Source organism: Paenibacillus sp. JNUCC 34 (genome assembly GCF_058269055.1).
On sequence record NZ_CM177770.1, the window covers coordinates 5,259,648 to 5,285,893 of the forward strand.

Here is a 26,246-nt window from a genome sequence, read left to right on the forward strand (position 1 = left end):
TAGCACAAATAAGGCCACCCGTTAGTCCACTCAACGAGGCGACCTTTTCGATGATATTAGGGCTACGGATTGCAAAAGCCCATCCAGATTAACGGACGGGCTCGATAGGTCATCTAGTCTTCCTGTACAAAATTCAGCACTGCCTCGTCTACGGCTGCAGTTTTGCCAAGATCAGGGCGATCCGTTAGTTCGATCTCGCAAGGTTCCGGACAGGCGTGCAGTTCCAAAAGGACCAGTTCATTGTGCCCCTTGCGAAGTAATGGACCTGGAATATACAACGCTCGCTGCGGACCCGCGTTCCAATAGCGGCCGAGATTGAAACCGTTGATCCAGGCGACTCCTTTACTCCAGCCATCAAACCGGAGGAACGTATCACCGATCTCCTCCACCTCGAAGAAGCCGCGGTAAAATCCCGGCATCCCTGAATGTTCGGAATTGTCCGGTATCTCTCCGCTCTGCTTGCTGTACGCAAGCGAAGCCAACTCTTCAGGCCCTAAAGGCAGTGTACGGATACTCCAGTCATATTGGAACTGATTGTCGATCCGAACCCCCTCTGTAATCCCTTTCGGGTCGCGAATGAGCGGTCCGTAATTAATCCGTCCCATATTTTCAACGAGGATATCAAGCCGTGCCCCTCCTGCCGGGACAGAAATATCCAAAGGCTGCGGGTTCCAACGCTCAACGACCCCTATCGCCTTTCCATCCAGGAACACTTGCGCCCGGTCCCGAACTTCCTGAATGTACAGCTTCTGACCGGATCGCGGCCCCTGAATATAGGTACTGTACATAATAAAACCATAGGACTGCCCGAATTTCTCCATCGGCTCTATGTTTACACTTTTCACCGGTTCGGATAACGTATCCAGATTGAAGTCAGCGAACAGTTCCGCTTTTTCCGTCAAGGCGATTTTTCCGTAACTTTTTTTCGGGATCGGTTCAGGAAACGGACAAGCAGGAGTAAATCCATGCTTTGTGAGCACTTTTTGGACAGCTTCTAACTTCTCCGTTCTATCGCCCCATTCCGTCAACGGAGCGTCATAGTCATAACTTGTCGTCGTTGGCTCATATTTGGCAATATGATTTGCCCCGCTATAAAAGCCAAAGTTCGTTCCACCATGGAACATGTACATATTGATGGAGGAGCCCTGTTCCAGCATTTCATCCAGAACGCCAGCTACATCCTCCGCATCCCGTACATGATGGTCTTCCATCCAGTGATCGAACCATCCGTTCCAGAATTCCATCACCATAAGCGGCTCTTCCTTGCGGTATTCCCGATACTTGGCGAAAGATTCTTCTACCCGCGAACCGAAGTTGACTGTGGCATGCACATCTCCCAGTGTTCCTCCCAGCAGCATCTCATCGGTAGGGCCGTCGGAAGTAAAGAGAAGTACATCAATTCCACGACTCAGCAATCCGTCCCGCAAATAGCCCAAATAAGCATGGTCATTGCCATAGCTGCCGTATTCATTTTCAACTTGGACAGCTAAAATCGGCCCTCCGTGAGTGGATTGGAGCGGAACAAGCCGAGGAATCAGCTCGTTATAATAGCGGTCCGCCTTACTTAAATAGAAGGGATCGTAACAGCGAAGTTTGAGTTCCCCGTAAGCCAGCAGCCAGCCCGGCAAGCCGCCGAACTCCCATTCCGCACAAATGAACGGACTCGGTCTGACAATAACATGAAGGCCGAGTTCTCCGGCAAGCTCAATAAACGAAACTACATCGGCCATACCGGTAAAAACATATTCTCCTTCCTTAGGTTCATGCACGTTCCAGGCAATATAGGTTTCAACTGTATTGAATCCGCAGGCCTTCAGCTTCAACAGCCGGTCCTTCCAATATTGCGGCACCACCCTGAAATAATGGATCGCTCCCGAGATAATCCGGTAAGGCTCTCCGTCCAGTAAATATTGTCCGTTGCTCCAAGTAAGTATGCTCATTATAGATGACCTCCGCTTAATAATGTATAGGATCTATTACTGACAGGCCATACAGGGTAAATTTTTCGTGATTATCGGAGTTGCACAGCTTCCATTACTCCAAGGAAATCCAGATCGTTTCTCCCTGACGTAACGAAAACGTATATAGACAGCCCGCTTTTGTCACTGGAACGGAATGACGATCCGAATCAGAGATCAAAAGAGGCTCCATGCTATATAACGTGCATTCTCCTGTATTAGCGGCGCAAATCTCTGCCAGTTCTAACATTCCGTCTCTCCAATCAATATTAACGGTAAATCCTCCCCTGGCCCGAAGCCCCCTGACTGAACCAGAAGGCCACGAAGAAGGTAGGGCTGGCAGCAAACATATTTCTCCGCCATGGGATTGAATCAGCATCTCCTGTATCGCAGCCGCTCCTCCGAAATTAGCGTCAATCTGGAAAGGTGGATGATCGCCGAATAAATTCGGATGGACTGCTTTTAGCAATAGCTCGCGAAGACTGTCATAAGCTTTGTCCCCATTGCCGAGCCTCGCCCAAAAGTTGGAAATCCATGCTTGGCTCCAGCCGGTATGTCCACCGCCGTTTTTCAAACGCCGCTCCAGTGTTCTTTGAGTTGCCTCCGCCAGTTCGGGCATCCTGTGGGGAATGATTTGCTCCCCGGGGTGAAGTGCAAACAAATGAGAGATATGGCGGTGCCCCGGTTCCGCTTCTTCATAGTCGACGGACCATTCCATGATCTGACCATGCCGGCCAACCCGAGGAGGGGAAAGCTTGGACCTTACGCTTCTCCACTCCTTGGTAAGCATGCTATCCACTTCAAGGTATTCGGCTGCTTCGATGCAAGCAGTGAAAAGGGCGTACACAATCTGCGAATCCATGGAGGGACCGGAACATAAGACCCCTGTCTGTCCTGTATCCGTTACGTAGCTGTTTTCTGGAGAAAGCGATGGTGAAGTGACAAGAAATCCGCTCTTATCATAGGTCAGAAAATCAAGGAAGAATAGCGAGGCTTCCCTCAACACCGGATAGGCCCGATCACGTAAAAAGTCCTCGGAACGGTTATATCGGTAATGCTCCCATAGATGTAGTGCCAGCCAAGCCCCGCCTGTAGGCCAAAAAATCGCAGGCGTCCAGGCTCCAAACAATCCACTCTCCGCCCATAGGTTTGATGAAGAATGGGCCGTGAATCCTCTTGCACTATACAAAGCTGCAGCAGTGTGCCGCCCATTTGCAGCCAGCCGGTCAATGAAATCGAACAACGGTTCATGACATTCAGGCAAATTGCCCGTTTCCGCAATCCAGTAGTTCATCTGCAAGTTAATATTCAGATGGTAGTCGCTCTCCCAAGGTGGTGTAAAGCTTTCATTCCAGATACCCTGAAGATTGGCCGGCAGGCTGCCGGGCCTTGAGCTTGCGATCAGCAAATAGCGCCCGTATTGGTAGAACAACGCTTCCAATAAAGGGTCCGCACCACCTTGTCGATAAAGCTTAAGACGTTCCGTGGTAGACTTATCCCTGTTCGTTTCGTTCATGGTTTCCTGAGGTGAAAGATTCAGCGAAACCCGATCAAATAAGGCTCTGTGATCCTTAATATGAGCATCTCTCAATTGTTCATATGATAGGGAAGCAGCGGACTCGGCCTGCCTGATGGCTTCCATCCGGGGATCATTGCAACGGAATGAGGTTTGAGCCGCGAGAATCAAAGTAACGGTATCCGCCCCGCGAATATCCATGTAATTGCCAACCGTTCGGCACTCGCCCCCCGTGATACAAGAGGTCAAAACCGTCGCATATTTAATGCCGTCCGCTCCACAGCTTCCTTCCATCGTCAGCAAACGATCATGGTCATGCTTTATCTCTCCATCAAACGGTCGCCTGCTTAAGCGCGCAGTTAAGGAGATCGATCCTGGTTCTGATGCTGTTAACCGGACCACAAGCACATGATTTACGGCGCTGGAGAATATTTCTCGGTTATACTGAACTTCCCCAATCTTATAAGTTACCGATGCAACACCCTTCATCAGGTTTAATTCCCGCCGATAATCCGAACTGTCCGGCAATCGATAATCGAACTGAAGCCTCAAATCTCCTAACGGTTGATATGGTCCAAAATACTGCGGTACATTCGTGAGATTCAGAAGCGCCATTCTCTCCGCTTCCTGGGGTTCACCATCACGAAGCAGCTTTCTGAGTTCCTCCACCGTCCCAGGAGCTGCTGGATTATCGCCCCCTCTCGGTCCGCCGTACCAGACCGAATCTTCATTTAACCCGATTCGTTCGGCTGATACATCTCCAAAAACCATCGCGCCTAGTCTTCCATTACCAAGAGGGAAGGCCTCCGTCCAGACACGGGCAGGTTGTTTTTCTATCAGCTTGCAAGTTTCGTTTGTCATCGTCCTACTCCTAATAATCAATCATTTTTCCGCTGTTCAAATCGTTCTGTTCTACAAAATTCGTCCATTAGATAGAATAAAAAGAGCTGTCTCTCGTGGCCGGTACGATCCATAGAGACAGCTCTTCATAGGCAGACGATTGTGTTTCTCCTCGTTCCCCGACACTTTAAGATAAATCTCAAAGCCCGTTGCGTAACCAGGATAGAGTGACTATCCTGCCTATTTGATTACACCTTTTTTATTGATGATTTTTGTGGCCTCATCAACCATCCATTTCTGTACATCATCGATCGATTCATTATTCAGCATATATCTGCTGAAGCCGTCCTCGATCACTTTGGTCAATTCCGATGAAGCCGTAGTCATAATCTGTGCAGCATCAAGATATTGGATTGCATCGTCAAACAGTGTGTATTTAAGAGAATCCATATCATACATATCTTCATTTCCAGCAACCAGCTTTGTTAACAGAGCTTCGTTATTGGCTTTTTTATAACCCGAGAATTCTGGTCTATTGTCCGAATCTGCTGTTGTCATAAATCTCATAAGCTTGAAGGATGCTTCCTTGTTTTCAGAGTTAGCGCCCATTACCAACTGGCCACCGCTGGTGAAATATTTGCCTTCATAATCTTTAGGTTCCGATCCTTTCGGAGGCACCGGTACCGGAGCGAAAGCTGTTTTGAAATCGTGTGGATACTGCTCGGTATTGCCCGGGTCAGCGATTGTCCAGTTACCTGTCAGAATCATAGCTGCTTCCTCATTGAAAAATTCGGTTCGATAGTTCAGCTTTGCAGCGAGAACATCCGAGAAAGGTTTGGCTGATTTGTCCTCCGACTCCATACCCTTGCGAAGCTGGAAGAAGTATTTGTAAGTTGGATCGGACAGAATCGTTGTTCCGTCATCATACAGGAATGGATCTTTCATCATCGTTTGCGCCGGAGCGTTTGAATAAAGCTCCCAAGTATGGAAGTACGTACCGTAACGTTTGTCAATGCCTTCACCTTTATTCAGCTTCTTGGCATATTCCCGGTAGTCATCCCATGTCCATCCGAACTTTGGAACTTCTAATCCTACTTCGTCAAGAGCATCCTTGTTGAGCATCACGTAGTTGAAACTCTTTGTATACTGCATACCGTAATAATTGTTATCTATCTTTGGGTTAACGAAATATTCGTCCTCGGGGGCGATATTTTCCTTGTCATAGAATTCATTAAGTGGTGCCAGCGCTCCCCGGGTTGCCCGTTCAAGTACAGATCCCAAGCTTGGTATTTGTACAACATCGATCGCTTCACCGGAAGAAATGAGAAAATCGAGTTTTTTCATCATTTCCACAGAATCGCCGGGAACAAGTACCACATGCTCTACCTTGATATCTGGATTTTGATCCATAAATTCCTGCAGCATGGCATCGGTGCCTACCGACTGAGCTTCGTTATCCCAGTTATAGTACTTGACGGTGACTTGCTTTCCGGTCTCGGCGCTGCCTTCATTTGCCCCGGAGCTGTCATTCGACGATGAACCTCCGGACTTTCCACAGCCGGTGAGCACCAAGGAGACGGCCAGAATCATTCCGAGTATTACAGACAATCTTTGCTTGACCTTTTGTTTCATTTTACTTCCCCCTGCACTTAATATTTAGGTGTAGTGCTGTATTCACTGTTCATTATAGGCAGCCGCTCGACTGGGCAAGTGCAAAATTTTGATATTGTATGATTACTTTTTTGACTTTTTCAAAAGAAAGTATGATCAACCCTTCACGCCACCCAGGGCAATCCCGTTAATTACCTGTTTTTGCAAAGCGATAAACACGATCACAAGCGGTATAATCGCCGACACCGCCGCTGTCATCATAATCGCATAGTTGTTCGTGTAATCGTCCCGGAACAACGTCATACCGAGTGGAATGGTGTACAGATCCTTGTCCAACAGGAAGATGAGCGGATTCTGATAATCGTTCCATGTCCAGATGAATTTAATGATGGCTACCGTAGCCAGCACCGGTTTGCATAGTGGAACCATGATGGACGAGAATATCCGCAAATGACCCGCACCATCGATTTTGGATGCTTCCATATACTCATCGCTGATCCCAATCATAAACTGCCGCAGCAGGAACGTGAAGTAAATCGAGAACATGCTCATGAATATGATTGCGGCATGGGTATTATAGAGACCGAACCAGCGAACCAACAGAAAGCGCGGGATCAGCGTGGCCTGATCGGGAATGATCATGAAGGAGAGCAGGGCCACAAACACAAGATCACGGCCTTTAAATTTAATCTTGGTCAGCGAGTACGCCGCCATGGACGAAACGAGCAGCGTGATGCAGGTCGTAATAATGGCTATTTTGAATGAATTGAAGTAAAAATCGGTAAAAGGAACCCTTCCCATCCAGACCATCTTGAAATTATACGCCACATTAATCTTCTCGGGTATCCATTGAATCGGAAAACGCATAACATCTTTCTCGTATTTGAAGGCTGCTGAAATCATCCAGATCAGCGGAATCAGGAAAACGATGGACAACGCTCCCATAAAAACGGTTGTGATCAATTTGGACATATTTTTTCTAATCAATTGCATCTTTACATCCCCCTCCTATTCTTCATTTCTAAATTTCCAGGTGACTGCGGTAATCAAGCCGATAATGGCGAACAGCAGCCAGGAGATGGCCGAAGCGTAGCCCATATTGTAATATTTGAATCCTTCCTCATAAATCCGAAATACGAGCACGGTTGAAGAATTATTCGGTCCGCCTTCGGTCAAAAAGGCAATGACGTCAAACACTTTAAACGAGCCGATCAGCATGGTGATAAGTAGAAAGAAAGTCGTCGGACGAAGCATCGGTACCGTGATGGCGAAAAACTTTTTCATCACGCCAGCGCCATCAATTTCAGCTGCTTCGTAAATTTCATTCGAAATATTCGTCAGACCAGCCATATAGATAATGATAGTGTAGCCCAGAGCGGCCCATGAACTGATAATTGCAATCGACAGAAGCGATGTTTTTGGATCTACCAGCCATTTAGGCGGATTGGACAGCCCTAAATCCATCAGAAACTGGTTAATCGGTCCCAGGGACGGGTGAAATAAAGCACTCCATACCGCAGCAATCGCGATGATGGAAGAAATATAGGGGATAAAAAACGCGACTTTGAAATAATCTTTAAAAAACACACTGTTATGAATCAATGTTGCCAGCACCAGAGCAATCGCGATCGGAATGGGAACCGTCAGAATCATATAAATCACATTGTTCTTCAGTGCCTGAATAATGGTAGGATCCTGGAACATTTGGATATAGTTATCCAACCCTGTAAACTTGATGCCTTCAACGCCTGACAGAAGGTCCCAATCGGAAAAACTCAAATACAGAGAAAATCCAAGCGCAAACACGTTAAGAAATAGCATCCCGATAATCTCCGGGGCCAGAAACAGCCACCCAGTCAAAGCTTCTTTCTTCTGCGGAGTCCAAAATTTCCGCGGTTCACGCTGACTCTTTGGCACAGATTGTTTTATACTCTCCACGTTGTATCACCTCGGCAAATTAAATATGTCATTATAATAATTCATCCTCCCGCGGCATGAAGGAGAGATTATGACCAGCGACGTGCACGATTTTGACCTTTATTCGTATATGTAGAATAGTGAAACTGGTGGTTGACATGGTTAAAACCATTCCAAGAAATTTGGGGACAACAGCGATGGGAGGAACGATTCATCCGTGGATCGTCTCCTAACAGAACAAAGGGGTATCCCGCCAGATCTAAAGATCTTTTGGGACACCCCCTGCAAATATTGGATTGTTTTTATCTGGTGAGAATCATTTGCGTGCCAAATGTTTGGCCTTGTACTCGCTTGGCGTGGATCCCACATATTTTTTAAACACTTTGGAGAAATACGTTCTATCCGAATAGCCGAGTCCAACCGCAAGTGACTCTAAATTCTGGTTAGACATTTTCAACATATTCGTAGCTACCTTCATCTTATACTGGTGCACATAGTCCGTAAAAGTCAGGCCGGCCATCCGCTTGAAATAACGTGAAAAGTAGCTCGGATTCAGAAACAGATAGCGCGCCATATCGATTGAGGTAATATTATCGGCAAGGTGTTGGTCGATATATTGCTGGATGACCTGAAGCTTGGGCTCCTGCACCGTGATTACCGCTCCCTTATGCCGGCTTTTCATAGCCAGCATAAATTTTCTTTCCACCAGCTCCATCGTATCCTCCAGCGTTCGGGTCAGAGCGAGATAGGCGAACAGATCCTCATCGAATTTCAGACTAGAAAAAATCAGTTCAATGCCGCGGAGCATAGAGGACAACTCCCGGACAAAGTCGTCCGGAACAATAAACATCTCTCTAGCAATCCTAGCGATTTCCTGCAGAATTCCGCTGATGCCTTCCAAATCATCTCGGATGACCGCCCGTTCCAATTCCGAAACATAGCTATCCAGAACCCCCTTGGGAGCAGGTTGAAACAATTGCGATGTAATATGCAACGTATCAGAATCAATATAATCGGTATTCTCGTAAAACTCGCACTTGTCCTGAACCATTTTTTGAAATACCGGGCCGATGTTGTCCAGCTCCACTTTATCCGTAACCTTAATGACATTCGGTTGAATCTTAAGAAAATGAGAGCACTTAAAGCGCAGCTGCTGTAAATAATTATGAAGATGCAGATTGGCGTTTTGCGCAAGATTAACCCGGAAATTATACAGAATTACAATATTCTCATGCTCAAGAAAAGGGGTTATCCCTTCGCTCGATTCAGACAGTTCCAAGGCAATATTGTAGATGGCATATAAGATCAGCGGATATTCACTCTGCTTGTAACGGTTGTCGAAGCTGGAAAAATGAATGCTGGCAATCCCCAACATAAACCATGGATAGGTCCAGGAGATGCCGATTTGTTCCGCATAGGCCACCGTTGTCTCGGACGGGGTTCCGTCAATCACTCTTTGCAGCAGATCCTTCCGGAAAAGAATGCTGTTGCAGCGCGCGGTCTCGCGGTTAATCAACCCGACCCTTGATTTCAGCAATCGTACCGATTTGCCTAAACTTTGTGCTAATTGCTCTGCCGTAAGCTGGTCCTTGATCAAATAATCGTCGGCCTTCAGCTTGACCGCCTGCTGTGCATATTGGAAATCCTCATGACATGTCAGAAAGATCACCCTTATATCCGGTTTCATGCTGATAAATCGCTCAGCCAGCTCGATGCCGTTTGTTTGCGGCAGACCGATGTCCGTAATGACGATATCTGGCTGCACTTCCTCAAACATATGCAGCGCCTTAGCGCTTGAATAGGTACTGCCGACAATCTGTAAATGATGGGCTTCCCAGTCAATCATTTGCCGCAGCACTTTGAGCATGGGGACATCATCGTCAATGAGCATCACTCTAAACATCACAATTGCCCTCCCTCTGACGGAAAAACATGATGGTTGCTACCCGGGGGTAAATACAAAGATACGGACACCCCACCCTGCTGCAGATTATGCAGGGACAAACCGGCTTCCTGCCCGTAGGTCAGCCTCAGCCTTTGAGCCACGTTGATTAACCCGACTCTTGTATAAGATCCATCCTGCTCATCATCGTTATGTAACAGCCTACAGTTCAGCCCAGCCAAAATCTCTTCATCTGCCCCGCAGCCATTGTCACAAATCTCAATCAGAATGCCTTCAGGGATAGTTCGTGAGCGAACAGAAATACGGGGCTTCGGATGATCTACCAGACCGTGGACGATGGCATTCTCTACGAGCGGCTGTAAAATAAGCTTGGGAACGATGAGTTCTTCAGTCCCCGGAGCCAGATCGATCTCCAGTTCCAGCGGGATTTCATTTCGGATTTTCATAATATCGACGTAGTGGCCGAGCAGCTTGCACTCTTCCCGCAGGGTAGCCGGTTCATTGACCTTGAGATAAGCCCGGAGCAGACTCATTAGAGAATCGATAATTCCGCTGTGCAGCGTATCTTTAGATAGAATAAGGCTGCATTTAATCGAGTTCAGCGTATTGATCAAAAAATGAGGGCGAATCTGCATAAACAGGGCTTCCAGCTCCATCACCCGCTTCTGTTCCTGCTCCTGCTCGATATCGTGAATTAGCCTCTGCAGTTGATCCAGCATCGTATTCAGCGTCTGTCCAAGCTCGGCGATATCATCCTTCCCCTTTACCTCCAGCCTCACGTCCAGATTACCCATTCCGAATTGGCGCACAACCCGCTGCAGCTTGAGAATCGGACTATGCAATCTTTTGGCAATCAAGATAGAAGTAGCGGAGAAAACGATAAATAGCAAAAGTACCGCTACAAGACCACTGTAAAAGGTTCGTGAGATTTGGCCAGACCATTCCTTCTTCGAGGCTTCATAAACAATCTGCCAGCTGGATTTAGCGATGGTTCTCGCTGTGCGAACGCTTCCATTTGCATCCGCGTTATGCGGGGCAAGCTCTGTATTGCCAGCGATAAATCCGCCAGCGGAATCAAAAAGCGCAACCTTGCCGAAGTCGACCGGTTCGAGCAGTTTGGTGAAATACTTGTCGGAAATGGAGACAAGCAGCACAGCTACATGCCGGTTCTCGCGGCCGTCATAGATTACTCTGGCAATATAGTAACTGCTGTTTTTGCCGGATCCGCTGTCAGCCATGCCGAGCCATTGCAGCCTTTCAGGTTCGTGAAGATTGACACGTTTCATCAGTTTGTCCACGTTATTGTTGATTACAGTCAGATCTTCAGTGCCGGAAGAAATCACAAAATTCTGCCGGTTAACCAAGTACATGCTGATGTTATTGTTCAGCGGCTTGGAGTTGATCAGGGAAAACACATTTTGCAAATGCGTAAAAGACATGTAATCCTGGTAATTTTGAAGCCGCTTTGTCTCCGCAAAGGCTTTCAGGTTAGAACGGACGTTGGTATCGTTTACAATAAAATGGGACGCAAACGTCACATCATCAACGGTTTTGTCCAGTTCATCTATCATGACATTCAAAAAGTTATCGTTACTGAGCTGCAGCTTCTCTACCATCGTATCCCTGATCAGGACAAAAGAAATGACCGAAACCGCAATCAACGGGATAAAAATAAGCAAAAGAAACGACAACTGGATTCTCTTGTAGTAAGTAAACTTGAACATGTTCTCCCGCGCCTTTCTCTTGCTATCATCTTTTTTTCTTTTATTCTATCAGCCCGTTGTCCAATATTCATGCACTAAATGATGACTTCAGCTTCTTTTCTGCATTTTGTGCCAGAAATCAGAACGACTTCACCAAAGATTTGAATGCCATCCACTACATAGGAATCAAAATGGCCGGACGGCACTTTGTGGCTAATCACTAGAGTGTGCTCCTCGTCCGTTCCCTGCATAACAATTTTGCACGCTGTCGCCTGGGAATCGTCCACCCGTTCGCCCGTATGGCGGAAAACCGGCACCTTCTCAACCACGGGACAAGCCGTCTCCCCCGGCCGCTGCGGGTACAGCACCTGCATGATTGATATGGTTCCTTTTCCCTTCCGAGAGTACACCGCATATTGATTGGGCTCTATCAGATTGTATTCGCGGGAAATAACCCCTTCGTTAATATGGCCCTCTAACCCTTCACGATCAACCGGAATAATGCAAAGATTGGCCTCCCGTCCGTTTAGCGTGCGGCAAACAAGCGAGCCTGCATCCAGCTCGACTTCTCCCGGAGCAAAATGAAACTGCTGGGTGAAGATATGCGATTCCTTGCAAGTAAAGCTGTCCACCAGCAGCCAGTAATACGGTTTGATAAAGATCATTCTCCTGAGCGGGTACACCGGGTCGTCCAAATGAAGGTAACCGTCATGACCGCCTTCAACATAATCATAGCCAGGCTTGCTGTTCCATCTGCATCCCGTAGGCTTCGCTATCCGGCCGAAGTCCCAAGTGTTTACAATCTCGGTGAATCCGATTCCGTCAACTAGAGTCGTATTATGGGAAGCACTCTCTTTTAACACTTTTCTGAGGGGAGTATGATCGCTGTAATTGTATCTGCCGAGATCGGTTAGCAAATCCCTGCCATAGGCATGCAGGTCAAAATGCAAGAGATCGGCATGCCCATGACCGCCACCAAGCGGACCGCAGTGAAAATACAGGTACAAGTCCTGCGGTTCCCAGCCCGAGCGCATCACGTAATGGCCGGAGTGTGCAAAGGGATAGGAACGGCTAGCCGGCAACGCCGCACGCAACTGGTCGTAGTTTCGAACCCCCTCCACCCCGAACAGCCAGGCATTGTCATAGTCCATCCGCTCATGTCCGCCAAATCGTAGTATGCTATCCTGAAACAACCAGGCTGCATAGGTGAGAAGAGAACGGATATCACTGTCGTCACTGTCGCCAAGCAGAGGCTGCCTGTGATTTGGTTTCGCCCAATAAAGGGAGGCGGTAGCCATTTGATGAACCGTACGCCTAAAATCATCATCAAGCTCCATCCCATTTATACGTGCCGCGTAAATACAATCGAGATAACAAGCCAGAACCTCGTGATGATAAGTTGGCGACTGTTCCCAATGAATCCCGTCCGCCATAATCTGTATCCGTGCTGTTTCCTTGAGTCTTTGCTCACATAAATGCTTCCAGTCATCTGCAAGAGAGAATTCGGGAATGTACATCGCTACGTGATACAGGCCACAGGTTTCCAATACCCCCCAGTTACTGATTTTTTTCCAGCTAGTAAACGATGAGGCTAAGTATTGGCCATGTTCATGCAGGGATATCAGCACTTTGGCAAGGAGCCCTGGAGTCAGCAGCGGACTGTCTTTTACGTAACGCAGCGCCTTGATCCAGTTGGCACAGCGAAGCCCCGCTTCAATCGTGCGCCATGTCAGGTTATCGTTCACAGGACTGTCAGGTACAGGATTTCGGTCAATCCAATCTTCAAGCTGACGGCAAAGGGCTGCCGCATACTTTTCATCTCCTGTTAGCGCGAATGCCTGCCCCAAAGCCTGCCAATAACGATGACGATTCAGCATGTAAGCCCATTCAACATCATGATCGGGAATAAAACTCCAATCGATCTCCCCCTCAAATGTAACCGGGATGCGGCTCCGTTCCATATCCCATGGAAAACGGAAAAGAAACGTCTGCCGCACGACTTCATCCGCCGTCTTCATCACGACTTCCAGGTCGCTTACGCAGTTATGCTTCACGTAGTCGGCGATCTGAGCCTTCTCCTCCTCCTGTATCGCCCAGCCGGGTGTTCCGCGTTGGATGAAATGCTGATGCAGCTCAATCAGCGCTTCTTCGTATCGGTTTTCGCAGACTGCCTTCTTAACCGGTGCCAAGGCAGGCTCTGTCAGGTCAAGGAGCGTAAAGACGGCATAAGGAGCCGCTTGGATGCCATCAGCGTTCATACCAGTACCCTCTTCCACCATTCTCCAGTCGAATCAAGGATTCGAGATAGAAATAATCTCCCCAGATCATGTAATCGTCGGGGGACAGTCCTCCGCGGACATGGTAAGAGCCGTGTTTAAGCAGACCTTCAGCGTTTTCGCTGATCGTAGAATAATTTTGTACCAGTGAAGTCATCGACTTCATGACCTCCTGCTCAAAATAGGTCCGCTCCTGATCCTCCTTATCCATATGTTCGATCAATTCCTGCAGTCCGGCAGCGACAATGGCGGAGGCCGAACTGTCACGGCTCGTTCCGTCAGTTACCGGAGCATTAAAGTCCCAGTAAGCCACATGATCTTCAGGCAAACGCTCTAGAAAATACCGTGCCATCCGTTTGGACGTTTCCAAGTATAAAGGATTCTGAGTATAGCGGTAAGCTAACGCAAAACCATAAACCCCCCAGGCCTGTCCGCGTGTCCAGGTCGATCCATTCGTATATCCTTGGTGTGTAGCGCCTCCAATCGGCTCGCCGGTATTCTGATCGAAGAAGAATGTGTGATAGGAGCTGTCATCTCCACGCACGAGATACCGTCTCGATTTTTCGGCCTGCATGGCCGCAACCTGATAATATTCAGGATTACCGGTCTGTTGACCCGCCCAGAACAGGAGCGGCAGATTCATCAGGCAGTCGATAATAATACGCCCGCCTTCCTTCTCATCACCCTTCGGCCCCCATGCCTGGATGTAGCCTCCTTCCGGGCGCCAGCGTTTCAGCAGATGATCTGCAGCCTGCAACGTCAACTGACGGCCATTTTCATCCTCGTCAACAATCCATTGTGCTTTAGAGGACAATGAATATAAGAATCCGATATCGTGGTGATCAAGCACCGTTTTTTTCTCAAAACGACGGTGAAAGTCTTCCACAGTCCGGGATGCCGCCAGGCGGAATTCCTCATCCCCCGTATATTCATAGCACAGCCATAACATGCCGCTCCAAAATCCGTTCGTCCAATCGTCGTTATCATTCAGCAGATAAGATCCTTCCTCACTTACGTGAGGGAACCTTGTACCAAATCGATTGATGTTGGTCCGGATTTTATCTACTGCATCTTCTATCGCCTTGTTCCACATGAAATCTTTACCCCCTTTGGATCAGTCTTCTTACGATACATGATAAGGAGAGCTGTCAGATACTAATAGGGGGGATTTTTGCCTTGATGTGCATTATTTTGACTTTCGTCATTTCGATTTTTGCTCAAAGACCCGCGCCATGATGACAACAGCCTCGGCACGAGTGGCTTGTACATCCGGAGCAAAACGGTTTTTATTACGCCCTTCGATAATACCTGCTTTTACAGCAGAGGCAATAAAGCCCTTGGCCCAGCCCGGAATGTCATCAACATCAGAAAAAGTTAAGGAATCCGGCGAGCTTTCTTTTAGTTGAAGCGCCTTCGCGGCCATAATTGTCAGTTCTGTTCTGGTCATTGATTTGGAGGCACGGAAGGTGTTGTCAGCATAACCGGAAATAAAACCATATGAGATTCCTGCAGCCACATAAGATTGTGCCCAACTCGGAATAAGCCGTTCATCGGCAAAAGAAACTCCCGATTCTCCCTCTAAACCCAACCCTCTTGCCAGCAATACAGCAAATTCTGCGCGTGTAACAGGTTTATCCGGCTTAAAAGTACCATTAGGGTAACCGGTGACAAGACCTTGTTCCATGGCAACCTTGATCTTGTCTTCTGCCCAATGTCCTTTCATGTCTGATATCACGATGTTTTTATTGCTTGAACCCGGTTTCGAAGTAGGTTGGCCCGCATCTCCACCGGCATGGCTTTCGGAGCCCTCCGCTCGCTTGCTCTCCTGTTCTCCCTTCGATGGCTTGTCCGTGCTGCCTACATTCGAAGAACTGCCTGTTGTAATATCTTCACCTGATGAATTTCCGGTATTCCCTTCATCTGGTGAACTTCCGGTGTTCCCTCCATCTGGTGGATTACCTGAACTCTTCTCCTTCACGGTTACCACGCAGGTTGTGGTAAACGCTCCATTAACGGATGCAACGGTAATGGTTGCTGTTCCCGCTTTAAGCCCAGTTATCGCTGCAGTTTTGCCGTCTTGCTCCAATTTGACAATATCGCCGGAGTCCACGCTCCAGTGAAGGTCAAGACTGGGCGCATTAGACGGAACGGTTGCCGCTGTAAGACTTACGGAGTCCCCCACATTCAATGTAACAGTCTGTTGGTCAAGCTGAATTCCGGCAGCAGGCGGGACAATCCGAAAGCTTGCCACATGGCTTTTTCCTTGGGCACCTGTCGTGTCAACTTCCAACTTCAGATAAGGTGAAGTCTCGATCACACGAACAGCAGAATCTTTTTCCAACTCCTGTACATCAACTTTATCCAGAAGTTCAACGATAATACTGCTTTGCTTTTGGGTAGGATCCGCAACCGCTACCGTCAGCTGGTCGCCCTGCTCATGCACCTGGACAGAAGCCGGACTGTAAGTGCGTACAAAGGCGGAAGTGGCTGCTTCCCAGAAGTTAAAGCCATACCATCCGAGCTTGCTCTCCTTAACAGCGTGAACCTGATTGTTCTGGCTGATCACTTCAATATCCGGGTTGTGGCTGTATTGTTCCGTTGCCGCCGCATCTTTGTTTGGCAATAGTACATAGGAATACGATGCATCCTGCGGCATCTTCCCATGATCAAAGGACAGACTGACATAATTTTTGGTAATCAGATCTGCAGAACCGCCTGCATTGATTTCCTTCCATGCTCCTTTCCTTGCTTCTCTTAAACCCCGAATCTCAGGACTACCCGGGAAATAATAACCGATATCCGAGCCGGGAACATGTCCGGCAAGATGAGCCCATTGTACATCCTCTATCGTTTCGTTCCAGCCAAGATTCACGGGTTGTAGCACGCCATTTACAGTTAAAGCATTTTCACCCGATTCTGATACTTGGCGGTTTTCCACGATCGTTTCCACGACACGAGCTTCAGGACTTGTAATTCCTGAACCTAACGCGACGATTTCATCATCAAACATAAACCAGGATTTTTTGCCCCGCAGTTTGCTCCCTGTGCTTAATTCCAGAGAAAAGTCCATTCCTGCCGACCCATACAGGTTATCTATAGACGAGCCGCCAACCCAGGTTTTTGGGTTATAATATGACGCCCATGCCTTCGGGGCCGGGAAATATCCGTCCGTTGTCGTTCCCGCCAGGCGATACATGTTTACGGTCGGCCAATATTGGTTGCTGAATTGTTTCAAATCTTCGTTATACAGGTTGGTCATACCCATTCCTGTATACCAGCCTTTGATGTTCTCATCGTTGCCGAATTCAAAAGCGGAGATACGATTGGAGAACATACTGATCACGAACCCGTAACCGGGACGCAGATGGACAACCCGGTCCATGGCAGCAAAATTCTGATGCTTGATTAACTCCCCTCTCGGCAAGACAGAGGAATCATTTATAATGCCTTTAATCAGGTTCATTTCATAAATAGGCATCCCCTCATAATAGTTCGGGAACGTGGTATCTGACTGAACCCATTCTTTAATCATGCTTTTTATTGTTGCAGATTGCTCAGCTGGCGCACCACCGGCTAACCGTGCCATAGTTCGGATAACGGCTCTACCCGTTAAATGATCCGAATCCTTCTCCCGGGAAATACTACGCCCTTTTACAGCGTCCATCATGGCTCCCTTGTAAACTAGGGGTTCAAACGAATCCTCGACCCATTGATACACGTTATTTACATTCGGATCCGTGACTTCCCATGGTGATGAGGTAAAAAGGTACAAAAGATCGGCAATTCGTCCCACGAGCACCGTTCCATATGCCCCCGTATAAGCAATATTGGTATGCTGGATTAACGATCCGTCCTCATATATGCCATCCCCGCTCTGAACATAAAGAAATTCTCTAGCCATGGAGTTTCTGGCTTGTTCGATTTTCGAGCTGTTTTTTCCTACTACTCCGCGGAGAACAACAGCCAGGGCCTTGTCCAACAGGTTGGCTCCGGTTTCAGTAACGTTTGCGTTCTGTACTCTTTTAGTTGGATCCGGAACATATCTGTCTACAACTTTTATGCAGTTATCAATCTGTGTTTGACTCAACTCGTTATACATCAAAACAACAATATTCATCAGGACCTGGGGAGTACCGATTTCCCAATCCCACCAGTTTGCTCCTGAAGGCATGGATTTTCCTCCGTTGTACTGGTTCGTATACATCCATTCCAGCGCTCTAATAATATCGTCACGCAGCTGCGCATTCCCGTATAAAGCAGCTCCTTCGGTTGAATAGGCAAGCGCCATATCACTGATATTTGTAAACCCTTTGGTCATATTGGCGGAATTGGTATTGTTTTTCCCTCCAAGTTCCGTCCACAAATAGTCGGGATTTGGCGCTTTATTCATGAGATCCCATATCCCCGTGCCTGAGGCGTTGGAAATCCGTTCATTGAGTGAAGTCATATAAGCGGAAATATCAGGATCATTCAAATCCATGTGGTCTCCGCCCAGCAATTTGTTGCGCCATTTCTGTCTTAACACGTCATATGCCTCTTGTATGGCAGCCGATTCGACCATAACGGCGGATTGTCCCCGAATCAAGCCATCCCTTGTAGCTGCAGTAATCGTAACACTCCCAATTTCATGGGCTATAACCGTTCCATCGTCGTTTACTGAAACCGTCTCCGGATTGGATGAAGACCATATCAATTCCTCAGATGCCCCTTCAGGTGAAAAGACCGGAGTAAAAGTAAGCGTTTGCCCTTTACTCAAAGTGACGGCCGCAGGTTCAAGTCTCAGTCCGTTGATGCCGTTCCATTCGTGAATGCTGATGTCGTCAAACCAGGCCGTTCCCGTTCCCGTTTCGAAAAAAGGCTCCACCCTTACATATTTCGTGCCTGCCGGGACAGTGAATATCGCTTCCCGTAATGTCCAATCATTGGTTCCGGTTAACTTGGCGAGTACAGGGCCGTCACCCAATTTGTTGTTGCTTGTTGCCCCATCCACCCCGTTGATGCTCTTGTAGTACTGCGTTCTGACAAAAGCGCCGCCGCTTGAAACAACGTTGTCTGTTTTAATCTGGGCGCTGAGCTTAAAAGTTGTGCCGCTGCTTATTTTTACATTCCCGGAAAGGCCTGTCCGCGAAGAAACGTCATGCTCCACTTGTGCTGACTTGGTGCTGGAAGTATAAACCGCTTCATTAACAGATACCTTTCCTGACCCGCTGGCCTTCCAAACTCCCCAGCCTTGTGCTTGCTTGCGGTCGATCCAGTCGGCATCACCGGGGTAGATTACTATTTCGAAATCCCCGTTAGGCACCAGGTTCATTCCAGTAATGCTTGCATCCACTCTGTTTATCCCCCCTGATTGAAACGATAAAACCATTTGGAACGTCATACAGATGACCAGTAATAATGATACTTTTCTTGTATACGCTTTCAAATATGTTCCTCCTCTTATTCCGAATGACCGCTATTCCCTTGAAAATACATTGAACTGCATCTCTGTTACATGCCATATTTTGACTCATAGACGAACGATTTTGACTTTATTAATCAGCTGAAAACACAAATCACAAAAATAAGCTGTATCCGTTCCACGCCAATGTGGTCGAAAGACAGCTTGTAGACATATAAAAATGCACTTTCCCTTTACAGTAACCAAAACATAATCCTGTATATCATAGGATTATAATCTCATATAGAGACAATAGCTGGTCACTCGAAAGAAGAGTGCATTAGTATTGGAATAGCCTTTGCGCTTGCTAGGACTATTATTCTGATTCAGCACCTGTTTGATCTTGCATGCGTTGAAAAATAACCTCATAACTGTGATTTCCATGATGTAACGAACGTTTTACGCGTGAGATGGTAGCTGTGCTGGCGTTGGCTTCCTGCTCGATTTCACAATATGTTTTGTGATTATATAACATTTTTGCTACTTGGAATCGTTGCATCAAAGTTTTAATTTCATTAACCGTACACAGATCATCAAAGAAAGCATAGCACTCTTCCAGTGTTTCCAACGATAAAACACCCTGAAAAAAATCATCCAGCGCTTTTCCTTGAAGTTCCTCAACCAACATACGTTAACCTCCTTCAGTGATGACTGCATTTTGCTGCATGAAGAGTTTACTTCTGTGTTTTTTTTCACTAGGTATACTATTTTATAGTATATCATTTACATTGTAAAACCATATTGATCCGACACAGAAAAATAGCTGGCATTTCACACACTGTATTTACCTGTGTCGGATATAGATCAACTGACTTGTTGAGAGGTCTTGTTCGATCTCATAAATCCATACAAGATGTTAAGGGCAGGAGCAACAATACAAAAGATTGCAAATGGCAAATACTCAAGTGTAGAAACCCCTAAGGTTCCGGTTATAAACACACCGCTGACACCCCAAGGAATAAGAGCATTAAAGGCAGCACCTGCATTAGCCAAAATCCTCGACATTTCTTTGCGAGGAAGATGAATCTCATCAAATTGAGGCTTGAACGCTTCACCGGGTAAAATTATGGACAAATATTGTTCCCCGAGAAGAAGATTAATTCCCATTGAACTGATGGCTGTCATAAGTATGAGTTTGCCTTTGGTACTAACAAAATCGGAAATTCGAGCTATTAAAGTACTGATGATTTTCAATTCTACGAGCAATCCGCCCAGCGACAGTGCGAGCAGAATTAGAGATACAGACCACATCATGCTTTGAATACCGCCGCGAGAGAGTAGCTTGTCCACACTTTCCACGCCAGTGCTGGACACATAACCGTCTTGCATCAGCTTAGATATATCGAGGAAACTAGTTTGAGGATGATAAATAAAGAGAATGATGATCGTACAAGCAATGCATGACAACAAGGTCGGTATCGCAGGCACTTTTCGCCAAGCACATAGGAAAAGCACCAACACCGGAATTAGTGTCACTGCAGAAATGGTGAAAGAAGAATTCAATGTATTCACCAGTTCATTGATCTCTTCTCCTGTGGACAAGACCTTGGAATGTCCTACCACAACAAAAAACAGAAGCGAAATTAAAGAGGCTGGAATAACGACACGCAATATATAGCGGATATGTTCAAATAAATCGACCTCAGCTATGGCTGATGCCAAATTGGTTGTGTCCGACAACGGAGAGATATTGTTTCCTAGAAACGCACCGGAAATGATGGCGCCTGTTGTAATAGCCGGGTTGTAGCCCATAATCTGTCCCATACCGAAAAAAGCAATGCCGATAGTAGAGATCGTTGTGAAGGAACTGCCAACTGTTATCCCTACAAGAGCGCAAATAATAAATACAGAAGGTAAGAAGAATTTAGCGGACAATGTGCCAAATCCATACACCATGATGGTTGGAATGGTTCCAGCAGCAATCCAAACGCTGATCAGAGCGCCGATTAGCATAAAAATGAGGATCGGTATTAATCCGGGAGTAATACCGTTTTGTATGCCTTTGTGAACACGATCCCAGGAAAAGCCCTTGATTTTGGCGAAGATGATAATAACTCCGAGGGAGATTAGAATAGGGATTTGAGGGTCCATACCCAATGCAATAATGCAAACCCCAATAATGGCCAGTAGCACAACTAAAAGAAATAGACTTTCTTTTAATGTTACCTCTTCTTTTTTCATAAGCTGAACTCCTTATCTATAGTAGGTCAAAACATGCTGTTACGAGTTCATGCGTTGTTCAGCCTTATTGTATGCACCGTGCCATACAGGCCCTACAAAAGAGTTAAAGGCAAAACCGTTTTTAATCCCTTCGGTAGCAAACAACTTCGCTTTTGCAACGGCATCTCTTACAGGCAATCCTTTTGCAAGTCCGGCTGCAATCGCAGCGGCAAAAGTACAACCTGCTCCATGGTTATGACTCGTCTCCAGTTTGACATTTTCGAAGAGAGAAAATTCACTACCATCGAATAGCAGATCAATAGCTTTATCACCTTGAACTGACTTCCCGCCTTTAATAACTACATGTTTTGCACCAAGTTCATGTATGATCCGGGCGGCTTCTTTCATTTCTTCTACAGTGCTTAGGCATCGCATTCCCGCCAATTGCCCTGCTTCAAATAAATTTGGCGTTACAATGGTAGCCCTAGGCAGAAGAAGCTCACGAATAGCTTGTCCATTTTCAGGTTGGAGCACTTCGTCTTCCCCTTTGCACACCATAACAGGATCGATAACAACATTTTGAATATCGTGTTTATCGATCGTTTCGCTCAATATTTCAATGATTTCCGTTGATCCCAGCATGCCGGTCTTCATTGCATCTAGTGGACCGCCGGATAGAACTGTTTTCAATTGTTGTCTAACCAGCTCGGAATTTACCGGATGAACGGCATGATTCCAGCCCTGGTCTGGGTCCATCGTTACAATGGAAGTTATTGCAGTAAACCCAAATGTTCCATATTCCTGAAAAGTCTTAAGATCTGCTTGCAATCCGGCTCCACCGCTTGAATCGGATCCAGCAACGGTCAATACCTTTTTAATCGCAGTATTTTGCAATTTTCGACACTCCTTGGGAATAAGTAGGAATGCGTAACAGCATACTGTTACGCATCCCATTTAGTGATGTTGTTATTAGTTCATTTGATACGTTAAGATCTTATCGAGATTCTCTTGCATAACATTCTCATACGTATAGACTTTCTCGAGATTGTCTTGCATAGCTTTCTCGATTTTGGCAGCATAATCTTCAAACACTTTTGGATCATGAGCATATGGAGACAGGGCACAAGCACGCAAGATGGTTACTTTTTCGACACGATCCCATTCTTTTGTAGTGAAACCAAGGCTTTGTACATATTCCAGCGGGCTGTTGCCATAGTCCGGAATAGCAAAGTCCGTGTGAGAAGTAAAGAATTCGTTGCTGTACAAATCGCCTTTTACATAAGATGAATAGTCGAAGAAGTCATGGTTAAGTTTGTTCATTTTCTCCAGATCTGTGTTTCCTTCTTCATTGAAGACATAGTCAACCATGTTGAAATCTGGTTTGGTCAATGGATATGCGGTAATGACTTTGCCATTCACATGGAATTTTTTGTTCTTCAGGAAGTTGTAGAAGCGGAATGCACCCTCAATGCTAGCTCCCATCAGTTTGCCGTAACCTGTGATGTTAAGCGGCAATACTTTGTGTGCAGTCCATACAGCAGCTGCAGTAGCGCCTGCTTTCGAACCTTCCATGATATAAGCGCCGAGCAATGCAGGAATGTCTGCACCTTTCTCAAATACATAAGTTGCGAAATATGAGATCGCGTCGCGCATTCTGATATCTTTAATCGCAATCGCACCAGCAGAATAAGGAATGTAGCCCATTTTGTGCGGGTCAATTGTGATCGATTCACATTGGCTCATCGCTTTGAATGCATTGTATACATCTTCAGTAAGCCATTCGTCTTTCAGCTTCATATCTGTGAAGACATTGTTTCTTGCATACACTTCGTCAATTTTGTCGTAGTCAATGAAGTTGTCATTTTCATCCAGGAAGATAGCACGAGCATAACCGCCGTAAGCTGCATCGACGTGAATATAGAAGTAAATGCCTTCCTTCATCAATTTTTCGCGCAAAGCAACCATTTTGTGGATATGGTCGATTTGACCTTCTTCCGTACTACCAACAACACCTACTACGCCAAGAATTGGAATATTTTGTGCTGCAAGCTCACGAATTCTAGTTTCCAGCTTCTCAATATCCATGTGATAAGTGCTATCTACATCGATTGCTTCAACAGCATCCAGACCAACGCCCAGAATGTCGCCAGCTTTCAGCCAGGAATAGTGTTTCGTTTGCGGAATGAGCCATTTGCCCAATTTCGTAAGATGACGGCCGCTGCGAGCGGATTTCGCTTTAATTTCATCCATCTTTTCAGGGAGACGGTCCATTATATCAAGAATTTCATCTGTGGACATATTAAGAAGTTCCCACTCGGATTTGCCTTCAACATACTCAGGCGCTACTTCTTTAATGGCAAGCGGCAAAGATTTCATGTTACGGGCATACCAGAGTCCTTCAAAGTTAGCGATCGAACCGTCAGCACAAATGTGGCCCCAGCTCTCGCCTGCTTTGTAGCTCATCATTTTGCACAGCTGGTGTCCGACTTCCTCTTCCATTTGCGATGTTCCCGGAGAGGATTCATAAGCCACGTTGTTGCCGTTCCAGAGCATAGCTGCGGAGTAAGCAATCATGGCTGGCATCAGGGTTTCAGAGTTCATATGGCCCCAGAAGCGACCAGCTGTATGCCATGGCAGCGATTGTGAACGAAGCTTGGAAGATAATTCATTGAAAACACTGCGCATATGGTCTGCAGTATTCTGAAAGCTTTGTGAACTCTTATCAAATGGAGTAATTACAGGCAAATCCTGCGGCTGGTAATTTTGACGCCAGCCAACATGCTCGTCCACCATTTTAAGCATCACTTCTTTGAAAAGATCAACGTTTTCCCCTTTATGTCCAAGGAATAAAGCTTTCAGGTCAATTTCTGGAATTTGATAATTCATGTTTTAGTCCTCCTAATAAAATGGTATATGATAAATAAGTTAATCAACAATGTTATGTGAGTTATTCACTTTTCTTCCAGCTTGGCTTCTTCATTTTATTGATAACCAGAGCAATACCCACCATCACAACTGTAGCTCCTACTTGATAAATGATGTAGCCTGTATACTGGCTTGGCTCCAGAACGGAAGGTGGAATCAAGCTGACGGTAAGCGTAATGCCTACACTAAGTAAGGACAACAGGGATACAAACCACATTAATCCATTGCCTTTGGCACCAAGTCTGAACGGTCTCTCAACTTCAGGCATTTTATAACGCAAGCGGATCGCGGAAATGGCAATCAACGCGTAAACGATACAATACAAAATCGTTGTGGTGATTGTGATAATAAGAAATGCGCTGTTGACATTAGGTACAACAATGTATAGAACCGACACAAGCGAGATGACAATTGCTTGAATCATAACGAATGTAATAGGAACATTCTTGGAAGTTCTTTTTTGGAAGAACGGAGGCAAGTTACCCTCATCCGCTACTTTAATCATCGATTTACTTGGTCCAAGTACCCAGGCACTCAGCTGAACCAACACACCGATCAAAATCATGGCAGAAATAAGATTGACGAAAATCGATGGAATACCTAAATTCTCACAGAAAATCATATACGGCTGTGTAATATTCGCTAATTCCATCTTGCCCCTTGGCACTGCATTGGACACAGTCAAACCGGCAACAAGGTTGAAAATAACAAGCAATATTACAGATGCAATAACGGCAATTGGATAATTCCGTTTCGGATTTTCAATGTTGTTCGCATGGACCGATGAAATCTCCACACCAGCAAAGATAAAGATAATACCGGACAAATAAGCCAAACTTCCCAGGTCTGAAAGATTAGGAAGCAAATCGCTTGCCTTGAAGTTGCCCAGGTAACTTTCAGGTTGAATACCATTTTTGATCATATACATAACGCCAAGGATAACGAGAAATACAAATGGAATGTATACACCGATTATTGCGCCCCAGTTACCCGCAATCTTTACCATGTCGAATTTCAGGTTCAACAAGGTTACACCCCAGTAAGAAATAAGAATTACTATAAAAATGAATACGTTATTAGATGAAAGCTCAGGTTTATTAATGACGTAACCAAATAGTACGCCGACAGTAGATGCAACCATTACCATCCCGAAAAACATTTGAACCCATAACAGCCAGGATGTAACGAACCCCCACTTTTCCCCTAATGCTTTTTTGACCCATACTTGCGGACCGCCCTCTTCGGGAAATCCTGTTGACATCTCGGCGGACATCAGTGCAATGGGAAGGGCAAACAAAATTGCCGCCACCAGCATGTAAAAAATCTGTGTCCAACCCGTAGCGGACAGCGTCGGTACACTACGTACGGTACCAAAGAAAGCCATGGTGATACCGATCAAGCCAAACAGAGTCAATTTTTTAGAATTGGCCATAAAATCCGATCCTTCTTTCTCTCTCCTAATATCTAACCTTGATGCATAAACAATGAATTAAAACATAGGAACAACGCTTCGACTTCACCACCTTGACGTCACGAAAAATTATATTTTTTTGTTAATCGATTAACTTGTGTCGTCAGTATACGCCTCATTTTTTTGTTTTGTCAATTCGCTTCAAAGCCTTGTCACATATGGATTTTATCTCTTTTTCCAAAATCTTGTTGTTATATACACCAACGCTTTTATCACGCCATTCATAGATGCGTAAAAGGTTTAATGCTTTTATCGATAAAAGCATTTTCTAGATAAATTAATGTATAATTATTCTTAAACATGTATATTAGATTTATTTGATTTGGCTAATAATTCCCTTCTTTTATGCCTCCCCTCTTCCTGTCTGGAGTAATTTTTCAAAAGAGCAGTGCTCCACTTCCGGTAACTGTAGATTGGCTTGTAAAAGATATCTTCATCTGACACATGAATCAAGTATTGAAGAATCGTGGGACTTGTTTTATGAAGATTGGCATCCCATTCAAGAAACACAAAGTGAATACTTAAT

At 46.0% G+C, this 26,246-nt stretch carries 15 protein-coding genes; all 15 read right to left on the reverse strand.

Features of this window, described 5'->3' with window-relative positions; translation table 11 throughout:
- Nucleotides 1-113 precede the first annotated feature (113 nt).
- A complete protein-coding gene (locus tag AC2TF5_RS24390; RefSeq protein WP_491299684.1) occupies nt 114-1,940 on the reverse strand; it encodes a glycoside hydrolase family 35 protein in 1,827 nt (608 codons plus the stop codon).
- 94 nt (nt 1,941-2,034) lie between these two features.
- On the reverse strand, nt 2,035-4,335 hold the full coding sequence (locus AC2TF5_RS24395) for a glycoside hydrolase family 95 protein (RefSeq protein WP_491299685.1): 2,301 nt from the start codon (nt 4,333-4,335) through the stop codon (nt 2,035-2,037).
- 219 nt (nt 4,336-4,554) lie between these two features.
- Complete coding sequence (locus AC2TF5_RS24400) at nt 4,555-5,946, reverse strand: ABC transporter substrate-binding protein (protein ID WP_491299686.1); 1,392 nt, start codon at nt 5,944-5,946, stop codon at nt 4,555-4,557.
- Nucleotides 5,947-6,081: 135 nt separating this feature from the next.
- Nucleotides 6,082-6,918: a carbohydrate ABC transporter permease gene (locus AC2TF5_RS24405; protein ID WP_491299687.1), complete on the reverse strand. Its 837-nt coding sequence runs from the start codon at nt 6,916-6,918 to the stop codon at nt 6,082-6,084.
- 15 nt (nt 6,919-6,933) lie between these two features.
- A complete protein-coding gene (locus AC2TF5_RS24410; RefSeq protein ID WP_491299688.1) occupies nt 6,934-7,863 on the reverse strand; it encodes a carbohydrate ABC transporter permease in 930 nt (309 codons plus the stop codon).
- Between the two features lie 295 nt (nt 7,864-8,158).
- Nucleotides 8,159-9,745 carry a response regulator transcription factor gene (locus tag AC2TF5_RS24415; protein WP_491299689.1) on the reverse strand — a complete coding sequence of 529 codons (1,587 nt, stop codon included), beginning with the start codon at nt 9,743-9,745 and terminating at the stop codon, nt 8,159-8,161.
- Complete coding sequence (locus AC2TF5_RS24420) at nt 9,745-11,469, reverse strand: sensor histidine kinase (protein ID WP_491299690.1); 1,725 nt, start codon at nt 11,467-11,469, stop codon at nt 9,745-9,747. The genes AC2TF5_RS24415 and AC2TF5_RS24420 overlap by 1 nt, the downstream gene beginning before the upstream one ends.
- 74 nt (nt 11,470-11,543) lie before the next feature.
- On the reverse strand, nt 11,544-13,706 hold the full coding sequence (locus AC2TF5_RS24425) for an alginate lyase family protein (protein WP_491299691.1): 2,163 nt from the start codon (nt 13,704-13,706) through the stop codon (nt 11,544-11,546).
- The gene (locus tag AC2TF5_RS24430) at nt 13,696-14,817 is read right to left on the reverse strand and encodes a glycoside hydrolase family 88 protein (RefSeq protein ID WP_491299692.1); all 1,122 of its coding nucleotides are present in this window, start codon (nt 14,815-14,817) and stop codon (nt 13,696-13,698) included. Before AC2TF5_RS24430 ends, AC2TF5_RS24425 begins: the two co-directional genes overlap by 11 nt.
- Nucleotides 14,818-14,925: 108 nt before the next feature.
- Nucleotides 14,926-19,056 carry a polysaccharide lyase family 8 super-sandwich domain-containing protein gene (locus AC2TF5_RS24435; RefSeq protein WP_491299693.1) on the reverse strand — a complete coding sequence of 1,377 codons (4,131 nt, stop codon included), beginning with the start codon at nt 19,054-19,056 and terminating at the stop codon, nt 14,926-14,928.
- A gap of 424 nt (nt 19,057-19,480) precedes the next feature.
- A complete protein-coding gene (locus AC2TF5_RS24440) occupies nt 19,481-19,792 on the reverse strand; it encodes a YerC/YecD family TrpR-related protein (RefSeq protein ID WP_491299694.1) in 312 nt (103 codons plus the stop codon).
- 176 nt (nt 19,793-19,968) lie between these two features.
- Nucleotides 19,969-21,345 carry a Na+/H+ antiporter NhaC gene (gene nhaC, locus AC2TF5_RS24445; protein ID WP_491299695.1) on the reverse strand — a complete coding sequence of 459 codons (1,377 nt, stop codon included), beginning with the start codon at nt 21,343-21,345 and terminating at the stop codon, nt 19,969-19,971.
- Between the two features lie 39 nt (nt 21,346-21,384).
- Nucleotides 21,385-22,218, reverse strand: a complete 834-nt coding sequence (gene pdxK / locus AC2TF5_RS24450) for a pyridoxine/pyridoxal/pyridoxamine kinase (RefSeq protein WP_491299696.1) — start codon at nt 22,216-22,218, stop codon at nt 21,385-21,387.
- A gap of 75 nt (nt 22,219-22,293) precedes the next feature.
- Nucleotides 22,294-24,210, reverse strand: coding sequence for a tyrosine decarboxylase (gene tdc, locus AC2TF5_RS24455; protein WP_491299697.1), 1,917 nt, complete (start codon nt 24,208-24,210; stop codon nt 22,294-22,296).
- A gap of 61 nt (nt 24,211-24,271) precedes the next feature.
- The gene (gene tyrP, locus AC2TF5_RS24460) at nt 24,272-25,681 is read right to left on the reverse strand and encodes a tyrosine-tyramine antiporter (RefSeq protein ID WP_491299698.1); all 1,410 of its coding nucleotides are present in this window, start codon (nt 25,679-25,681) and stop codon (nt 24,272-24,274) included.
- Nucleotides 25,682-26,246 lie beyond the last annotated feature (565 nt).

What these genes read in the sequence shown, in the direction of transcription:
- tdc (WP_491299697.1), bottom strand. Translation starts at nt 24,210, where the DNA reads ATGAATTATCAAATTCCAGAAATTGACCTGAAAGCTTTATTCCTTGGA.
- AC2TF5_RS24405 (WP_491299687.1), bottom strand. Translation starts at nt 6,918, where the DNA reads ATGCAATTGATTAGAAAAAATATGTCCAAATTGATCACAACCGTTTTT.
- AC2TF5_RS24430 (WP_491299692.1), bottom strand. Translation starts at nt 14,817, where the DNA reads ATGTGGAACAAGGCGATAGAAGATGCAGTAGATAAAATCCGGACCAAC.
- tyrP (WP_491299698.1), bottom strand. Translation starts at nt 25,681, where the DNA reads ATGGCCAATTCTAAAAAATTGACTCTGTTTGGCTTGATCGGTATCACC.
- nhaC (WP_491299695.1), bottom strand. Translation starts at nt 21,345, where the DNA reads ATGAAAAAAGAAGAGGTAACATTAAAAGAAAGTCTATTTCTTTTAGTT.
- AC2TF5_RS24395 (WP_491299685.1), bottom strand. Translation starts at nt 4,335, where the DNA reads ATGACAAACGAAACTTGCAAGCTGATAGAAAAACAACCTGCCCGTGTC.
- AC2TF5_RS24420 (WP_491299690.1), bottom strand. Translation starts at nt 11,469, where the DNA reads ATGTTCAAGTTTACTTACTACAAGAGAATCCAGTTGTCGTTTCTTTTG.
- AC2TF5_RS24440 (WP_491299694.1), bottom strand. Translation starts at nt 19,792, where the DNA reads ATGTTGGTTGAGGAACTTCAAGGAAAAGCGCTGGATGATTTTTTTCAG.
- AC2TF5_RS24425 (WP_491299691.1), bottom strand. Translation starts at nt 13,706, where the DNA reads ATGAACGCTGATGGCATCCAAGCGGCTCCTTATGCCGTCTTTACGCTC.
- AC2TF5_RS24400 (WP_491299686.1), bottom strand. Translation starts at nt 5,946, where the DNA reads ATGAAACAAAAGGTCAAGCAAAGATTGTCTGTAATACTCGGAATGATT.
- AC2TF5_RS24415 (WP_491299689.1), bottom strand. Translation starts at nt 9,745, where the DNA reads ATGTTTAGAGTGATGCTCATTGACGATGATGTCCCCATGCTCAAAGTG.
- AC2TF5_RS24390 (WP_491299684.1), bottom strand. Translation starts at nt 1,940, where the DNA reads ATGAGCATACTTACTTGGAGCAACGGACAATATTTACTGGACGGAGAG.